The sequence below is a fragment of the Saccharopolyspora sp. NPDC049426 genome, from assembly GCF_040676935.1.
Classification (GTDB): domain Bacteria; phylum Actinomycetota; class Actinomycetes; order Mycobacteriales; family Pseudonocardiaceae; genus Saccharopolyspora.
On sequence record NZ_JBFAPZ010000013.1, the window covers coordinates 201,943 to 209,627 of the forward strand.

General features: G+C 70.2%; 6 protein-coding genes. 3 read left to right on the forward strand and 3 right to left on the reverse strand.

Annotated features, from left to right (window positions below; translation table 11 throughout):
• The first annotated feature begins 5 nt into the window (after positions 1 to 5).
• Positions 6 to 1,742, forward strand: coding sequence for a serine hydrolase domain-containing protein (locus tag AB0J78_RS26575; RefSeq protein ID WP_363793547.1), 1,737 nt, complete (start codon positions 6 to 8; stop codon positions 1,740 to 1,742).
• Between the two features lies 1 nt (position 1,743).
• Here the strand turns inward: AB0J78_RS26575 and AB0J78_RS26580 are convergent, their stop codons facing one another.
• Positions 1,744 to 3,366 carry an allantoin permease gene (locus AB0J78_RS26580; RefSeq protein ID WP_363793549.1) on the reverse strand — a complete coding sequence of 541 codons (1,623 nt, stop codon included), beginning with the start codon at positions 3,364 to 3,366 and terminating at the stop codon, positions 1,744 to 1,746.
• A 269-nt stretch (positions 3,367 to 3,635) separates the two neighbouring features.
• Between AB0J78_RS26580 and AB0J78_RS26585 the strand changes: the two genes are divergently transcribed.
• Positions 3,636 to 4,556, forward strand: coding sequence for a MurR/RpiR family transcriptional regulator (locus AB0J78_RS26585; protein ID WP_363793551.1), 921 nt, complete (start codon positions 3,636 to 3,638; stop codon positions 4,554 to 4,556).
• Positions 4,557 to 4,602: 46 nt separating this feature from the next.
• Entirely contained in the window at positions 4,603 to 5,514 is a 912-nt protein-coding gene (locus AB0J78_RS26590; RefSeq protein WP_363793553.1) for an N-acetylmuramic acid 6-phosphate etherase, read from the forward strand.
• A gap of 58 nt (positions 5,515 to 5,572) precedes the next feature.
• Here the strand turns inward: AB0J78_RS26590 and AB0J78_RS26595 are convergent, their stop codons facing one another.
• Both AB0J78_RS26595 and AB0J78_RS26600 read right to left on the reverse strand, forming a co-directional pair.
• A complete protein-coding gene (locus AB0J78_RS26595) occupies positions 5,573 to 6,502 on the reverse strand; it encodes a nucleoside hydrolase (protein WP_363793555.1) in 930 nt (309 codons plus the stop codon).
• 2 nt (positions 6,503 to 6,504) lie between these two features.
• Positions 6,505 to 7,251, reverse strand: a complete 747-nt coding sequence (locus AB0J78_RS26600; RefSeq protein WP_363793557.1) for an oxidoreductase — start codon at positions 7,249 to 7,251, stop codon at positions 6,505 to 6,507.
• Between the last annotated feature and the right edge of the window lie 434 nt (positions 7,252 to 7,685).

The following is a 7,685-nucleotide window of genomic DNA, read 5'->3' on the forward strand; positions in this document are numbered from 1 at the left end:
CTTGGATGGGCAAGACCGCGCTGGCGGCCGTGGCGCTGCTGTCGCTGACCGCGCTGGGCGGCTCGGCCGTGGCCGCGCAGGGCCGGGCGGCAGGGCACTTCGACCGTCCCCAGGACGGCTTCGCGCCCGCCGAAACGCTGCTGCAGGACGGCACGCCCTCGGGCATCGGACTCGACCCGAAGCCGATCGACGACGCGTGGCGGCAGCTCGCGGCGTGGACCGAGAAGACGCCCGAGCTCGAACACCCGATGTACGCCGGTGCTGTGGGCCTGCTCGCGCACGACGGCGTGGTCGTCAGCCGCACCGCCGCCGGTGAGCAGCTGCGCTACGCCGACGACAAGGGCACGGAGCTCCCCGCGCAGGACCAGGAACCGATGCGCGCCGACACGATCTTCGACGTCGCCTCGATCAGCAAGCTGTTCACCTCGATCACCGCGCTGCAGCTGGTGGATGACGGCACGATCTCGCTGGACGATCCGGTCGCCGAGCACCTGCCGGAGTTCGCCGTCAACGGCAAGCAGGGCATCACCGTCGAGCAGCTGCTCACCCACACCTCCGGGCTGCAGGCCGAGGTGCAGCTGTGGAAGCTGCCGCCGGAGCAGCGCATCCCGTCGGTCATGGCGCTGACCCCGGAGCACCCGCCGGGCACGAACTACGAGTACTCCGACCCGAACATGATCACCCTCGGCGTGCTGGTCGAGCGGGTCACCGGGCACCCGCTGGACCAGGTCGTCCAGGAGTGGATCACCAAGCCGCTGGGCATGCGCGACACCGGCTACAACCCGCCGGAGTCCCAGCTGCACCGCATCGCGGCCACCGAGTTCCAGACCGACCCGCCGCGCGGCATGGTGCGCGGCCAGGTGCACGACGAGAACGCCTGGTCGCTGGGCGGCGTGGCCGGTCAAGCCGGTGTCTTCTCGACCGCCGACGACCTCGCGAAGCTCGGGCAGACGCTGCTCAACGGCGGGACCTACGGCGGCACCCGGATCCTCTCCGAGCGCACCGTCGAGAAGATGCTGACCGACTTCAACACCGAGTTCCCCGGGAACTCGCACGGTCTCGGGTTCGAGCTCGACCAGCGCTGGTACATGGCCGGGCTCAGCGCTCCGCGCACCGCCGGGCACACCGGCTACACCGGGACGTCGCTGGTCATCGACCCGGCGTCGCGGTCAGTGGCGGTGCTGCTGACCAACCGCGTGCACCCGTCGCGCGAGTGGGGCTCCAACAACCGCGCGCGCCAGACCCTCGCGCAGGGTATGGCCCGCGCGCTGGCGGTCTTCCCCCGCCACGGCCGCGCATCGTTCCACGCGCCCCGGGCGGCGACGCTGACCAGCGCGCCGCTGGGCCCGGCGAACGGGCCGCTGGAGGTGTCCTTCGACGCCTTCGTCGACACCCAGCAGGACGCCGACGGCACGGACGCCCTCACCGTCGAGTCGAGCTCGGACGGGGTGAACTGGCGGCCGGTGCCGCTGACCGCGTCCGGTCCCGGCGCCCCGGAGGGCCCGCAGCCGGCGCTGGCAGGTTCGGGGCACCGCGCCTGGTGGAAGGTCAACGGCGAGGTTCCCGCAGATCCGGGCAAGAAGGTCCAGCTGCGCTGGCGCTACACCGTCGACGCCCAGTACGAGGGCCGCGGGGTCAACGTCGACGGCCTCAAGGCCGCCGACGGCGACCGCACCCTCCTGGACTCCGAGCGAGACTCCACCGAGCTGCACCTCGACGGCTGGAACCCCGCTGCGCGCTGACTCAGGACGCCGGTAGCACCAGAGCTCCGGTCTTGTCCGTCGTCACGCACAACGAGCAGATGATCTTGCCCGGCTCCGCGCTGGCCAGCACGTCCGGCCGCTCGAACTCCTGCGAGCAGTAGTCGCAGGTGTAGATCGTCGCGACGGGCGTGCCGTCGACGTCGAAGCGGGGTTCGGGAATGCCGTCATCGGTGCGGCGCAAGGCGAACCGGCCGCGGGTCGCGATCGCCATCACCGGGGTGAGCACGACCGCGATCACCACCGCCGCGATCGGCGAGTACGGCGCGACCGCCTCGCCGAAGGCGCCGAAGTACATCGCGATCGAGACGATCGCCGAGGTCAGGAAGGCCGTGACGCCCACGGGGTTGACGGCGTGGAGCATGCCGCGCCGGAACTCCGGTTCCTTCGGCGACAGCTTCAGCACGAACTTGTTGATCATGATGTCGGCGGCGACCGTGCACACCCACGCGATCGCGCAGTTGGCGTAGAAGCTCAGCACCGAGTTCAGGAAGGCGAACATGTCCGCCTCCATCAGGATCAGCGCGACCGCCAGGTTCGCCAGCACGAACACGATCCGGCCCGGGTAGTGCTTGGTGATCCGGGTGAAGGAGTTCGTCCAGGTCAGCGAGCCCGAGTACGCGTTGGTGACGTTGATCTTGACCTGGCTGAGCACCACCAGCACGACGGCCAGCGGGATCGCCAGCCACGCGGGCAGGAACAGCTCGTAGACGCCCAGGAACTGCTGCACCGGCTCGGTCGCCGCGGCCCCGGCGACACCCATGATGAAGAACGCCAGGAAAGCCCCCGTGGCCTGCTTGATGGCGCCGAACACGACCCACCCCGGGCCCGCGACCAGCGTCGACAGCCACCAGGAGCGCTTGTTGGCCTCCGTGCGCGGCGGCATGAACCGCAGGTAGTCGATCTGCTCGCCGATCTGAGCCATCAGCGACAGCGCCACGCCCGCGCCGAGCATGACCGACGCCGCGTTGAGCCCACCGCCCTCCTCGCCTGCGAAGGCCAGCCAGTCGCTCACCGAGCTCGGGTCGACGACCACCAGGTAGCCGATAGGTCCGACCATCAGCAGCAACCACAGCGGCGTCGTCCACACCTGGAGCTTGCTGAGCGCCTTCATGCCGTAGATGACCAGCGGCACGACGACCAGCGTGGTGATCAGGTAGCCGAGCCACAGCGGAACACCCAGCCCGACGTGCAGCCCCTGGGCCATGATCGCGCCTTCGGTGGCGAAGAAGATGAACGTGAAGCTGCCGAAGATCACGCTGGTCAGCACGGATCCGTAGTAGCCGAACCCAGCGCCTCGGGTGATCAGGTCGAGGTCGATGTTGTAGCGGGCGCCGTAGTAGGCCAGCGGCACACCGGTCACGAAGATGATCAACGCGGCTACCAGGATCGCCACCAGCGCGTTGAGCGTGCCGTAGCTCAGGCCGATGCCCGCGCCGATCGAGAAGTCCGCCAGGTAGGCGATGCCGCCCAGCGCGGTCGTGGCCACCACGCCAGGCTTCCAGCGCCGGTAACTGCGCGGCGCGAAGCGGAGCGTGTAGTCCTCCAGCGTTTCGCGCACCGCCTGATCTCGCGCCACGTCCTCCCGTGGTGAACCGACGACCATCGAACCCCTCCTCTGCCGAGCGCGCGTGCAGCCGGGAGTGTTCGCGCCGGATGTTTCAGGCGGTCGCGAGGCGGGTTCCGGTCAGATGACGAGATCGCGCGGCGGGCAGCGGCCGAGCAGGTGTACAAGTCGATCTCGAGGACCGGGTACTTAGCCCTCATCGAATTGCGCGGCGGAGATGCAACCTGGACCCGTGCGTGAACCGTCTTCCCGACGGATACGTGAGATATGCATTGACCTGCACAAGAAACGGTTAGTAAGTTTCCCACATGGCCATTACGGAAATCTCCGCTGAATCGAACGAGGGCAGTCCCCTCGTCAAGATTCGCTCGCTGCTGCCCGGACTCGCGCGGGCCGAGCAGCGCGTGGCCAACATCGTGCTCGCCGACCCCGCCTCGATCTCGCGCCGCAGCATCACCGAGGTCGCCGAGGCGGCCGGGACCAGTGAAACGACCGTCACCCGGTTCTGCAAGGCGATCGGCGTCGGAGGATACCCGGACCTGCGGATCGCCCTGGCCGCCGACACCGCGCGCACCTCGACGCGCGATCGGGAGCTGGGCGGCGACATCGGCCCGGACGACGGCCTCGGCGACATCATCTCCAAGGTCGGCTACGCCGACGCCAAGGCCGTCGAGGAGACCGCGGGCCAGCTCGACGCCGCATCGCTGAACGCGCTGGTCGACGCGGTCGCCACCGCGCGCCGCATCGACGTCTACGGCGTCGGGGCCAGCGCATTCGTCGCCCTCGACCTCCAGCAGAAGCTGCACCGCATCGGACTGGTCAGCTTCGCCTGGTCGGACACGCACAACGCGCTGACCTCGGCCGCCGTGCTCGAACCCGGCGACGTCGCGATCGGCATCTCGCACACCGGCGCGACCACCGAGACGGTCGAGGCGCTGCGCGAGGCCAAGCGGCACGGCGCCACGACCGGAGCGATCACCAACTTCGCGCGCTCCCCGATCACCGAGATCACCGACCACGTGCTGACCACGGCGGTGCGCGAGACGACGTACCGGTCCGGGGCGATGGCCAGCCGGATCGGGCAGCTGACCGTGATCGACTGCTTGTTCATCGGTGTCGCCCAGCGGCATCTGGAGCAGACCAAAACGGCGCTGGAAGCGACGCGCGAGGCCGTCTCCGGACACCGCCTCGGCAGTCGCCCCGATCGGCGTCGGCACAAAGAGGCGTGATGCATCGCGCCACGGCCGGCCTCGAACAACCGAACAGGAGGCATGGATGACCCGGGATCACGCGATCCGCGTCGCATCGCCGACCGAGCAGACCAACCCCAACACCCGCGACATCGACCTGCTGCCCACGCTGGACGTCCTGCAGCTGTTCAACAGCGAGGACCGCACGGTGCCGGAGGCCGTCGGCCGCGTGCTGCCGGAGCTGGCGGAGGCGGTCGACCTCGCGGTGGCGGCGCTGCGGTCGGGTGGCCGGGTGCACTACGTGGGCGCGGGAACGTCGGGGCGGCTGGCCGTGCTCGACGCCGCCGAGCTGATCCCGACCTTCAACGCCCCGCCGGACTGGTTCATCGCGCACCAGGCAGGCGGCCCGGAGGCCTACCAGCAGGCGGTGGAGAACGCCGAGGACGACGAGGACGCGGGCGCCCGCGAGATCCGCGCGCAGGGCTCCGACAAGGACTTCGTGTTCGGCCTGGCGGCCTCCGGCCGCACCCCGTACGTGCTCTCGGCGCTGACGGCCGCGAAGGAGATCGGCGCCACCACCGCGCTGCTGACCTCGAACCCGGACCCCGGCGAGGTCCCGGCCGACGTGGTCATCGCCGCCGACACCGGCCCGGAGCCGATCAGCGGCTCGACCCGGATGAAGGCCGGAACCGCGCAGAAGCTGGTGCTCACCTCGTTCTCGACCGCGGTGATGATCAAGCTGGGCCGGGTCTACTCGAACTTCATGGTCAGCATGCTCGCGACCAACGCCAAGCTGCGCGGACGCACGATCAACATCCTGCAGGAGTCGACCGGCGAGTCCGAGCAGGCGTGCGCCGACGCGCTCACCGCGGCGGGCGACGACCTCAAGACGGCCCTGGTCCACCTGCTCTCCGGCGCCGACGTCGAGCGCTCGGCGGCGGCCCTCGCCGTGGCCGACGGCCAGGTCCGAGACGCCCTCCGGAGCCTGGAGGGCTGAAGACGCCCGCAGGCGGTGCGAGCCGCGAGGTTCCAGACCTCGGCGCCCGCGCCGCCCGTCAGGCCATCGACTTGGCGACGACTTCGAACGCCTCGGTCATCAGACCCCAGAAGCGCCCCTGGTCCAGCGTGGTCGGGACCAGGGCGTTCCTGAACTCCGGCGGGGCCTTGAAGTCGGTGACGGTCATCCCCGAGGTGAACCGGCCCTGCGTCTCGACGTCGACCCGCGCGGGCACGGCGTCCATCAGGGTCGGGTCGATCAGGTAGGCGATCGCGCAGGCGTCGTGGATCGCCGGGCCGAGCTCCTGGTAGTCCGGGAACCGGCCGTAGAAGTCCAGGCACGGCGTGAGCAGCTCGGATTCGAGCCGTCCGAGACCGGCGAAGCGGGTGCGGACCTCGGCGTTCGCGCGGGCCTGGTGGGTCAGGTCGAGCCCGACCATGACCGTCGTCCAGCCCGCTTCGAAGACCACTGCGGCGGCTTCGGGATCGGCCATGACGTTGAACTCGGCCGCCGGAGTCCGGTTGCCGCGCGTGTAGGCGCCGCCCATGATCACGAACTCGGCGGCCCACTCGACGATCCGCGGCTCCTTGCGCACCGCGAGCGCGATGTTGGTCAGCGGACCCGTCGCGACCAGGCTGATCTCGCCAGGAGCGGCGGCCAGCGTCTCGATGATCAGGTCGACCGCGTGGCGCGGGTCCAGCTCGGTCGCGGTCTCCGGCAGCACGACCTCGCCGAGACCCATCACGCCGTGCACGTTCCCGGCGTTGATGCCCTCGCGCACCAGGGGCCGACCGGCACCGCGCGCGACCGGCGCGGTCATTCCGTAGAAGTCGCGCAGTCGAAGCGAGTTCTCGGTGGTGAACTCCAGCGGCACGTTCCCGCCGACGGCGGTGATGCCCACGACGTCCAGCCGCGGATCGCCGTGCGCGAGCGCGAGCGCCAGCGCGTCGTCGATGCCGGGATCGCAGTCGATCAGGACCTTCTTCACCGTCAGCCCTCCTGAACGGCGTCGGCGATGGAGGCGGCCTCGCGGGCACCCGCTTCCAGCGCGGAGCAGCAGTGGACGATCCAGGCCGCGACCGCGTCGGGGTCACCGGTGGCGAAGCCCAGCGCGCGCTCGGTGTAGTCCTCCTGCCTGCGGAAGTAGGCGACCTCGGGGACGACGAGGCCCTTGGGGTCCAGACCGCTGCCGATGACGGCGAGCCGGGCCGCGGCGCGGGCGATGACGCCGTCGGCGTGACCGAACGGGGTCAGCGCGAGCAGCTCTCCGTGCACCACCGCGGCCAGCACGGGCCCGGCGCCGTGCGCCTTGGGTTCGGTGATGATCTCGCTGAGCAGGTCGAGCCGTTCGGCGATCACCGGGTCGGCGTGCGGACGGCCGAGCTGGTCGGGGTCGTCGACGAGGTCGCTCGCGGCGAGCACGTGCATCCGCGCCAGGGCCTGCCGGGGCGCGCGCTGCCAGGTGGGCAGCAGGGTGCCCATGGCCTCAGCGACGCGCAGCGATCCGGCCAGCAGCGGGTCGCTGACCTCTCCGGACTCGGGGATCTCGGTGGCACCGCCCGCGACCGCGGCCGACGCGCGGGCCGCGCGCACGGAGGCTTCGGCGGCGGTCGCGGGCCAGCCGCGCCGGTTGGCCGGGTGCCGGTGCACCTCGTCGATGGCGGCGCGTGCGGCGGCCACCGCGTCTGTGACCCCGTCGAGTTCCAGCAGCGGTGCCAGCGATGGCTTGTCGTTCACGGGTCAAGACGCTACCGGCCGGTACCGGAAACCCCGGTGAGCGGCCCGTGTGCGAGTTGTGCCACAGTTGCAGCCACGTTGCACGTGTTCGACTCTGCGTTACCGCAGGACAACGCAGCGGAAGCATTTCGGAACCGGAGAGTGACGGTAGGAATTCGGTCCGTTGCGACCGAATGGTCTGAACCAATCAAGCGAAACCTCTGTTGCAGTGAACCAGATCGCACTACGGTTCCCCCCAGCACTGCATTCACATCTCCAGGGAGGTTCTGGGCAATGAGTCAGCCCGACGGGCAGAGCAACACGCTCGACAACCTGCTGACGGAAAGCAGGACGTTCCCGCCGTCCGAGGATTTCGCGGCGCAGGCCAACGCCACGTCGGCGCTCTACGGCCAGGCCGATGCGGACCGCGAGGCGTTCTGGGCCGAGCAGGCATC

What these genes read in the sequence shown, in the direction of transcription:
- AB0J78_RS26575 (WP_363793547.1), top strand. Translation starts at nt 6, where the DNA reads ATGGGCAAGACCGCGCTGGCGGCCGTGGCGCTGCTGTCGCTGACCGCG.
- AB0J78_RS26580 (WP_363793549.1), bottom strand. Translation starts at nt 3,366, where the DNA reads ATGGTCGTCGGTTCACCACGGGAGGACGTGGCGCGAGATCAGGCGGTG.
- AB0J78_RS26585 (WP_363793551.1), top strand. Translation starts at nt 3,636, where the DNA reads ATGGCCATTACGGAAATCTCCGCTGAATCGAACGAGGGCAGTCCCCTC.
- AB0J78_RS26590 (WP_363793553.1), top strand. Translation starts at nt 4,603, where the DNA reads ATGACCCGGGATCACGCGATCCGCGTCGCATCGCCGACCGAGCAGACC.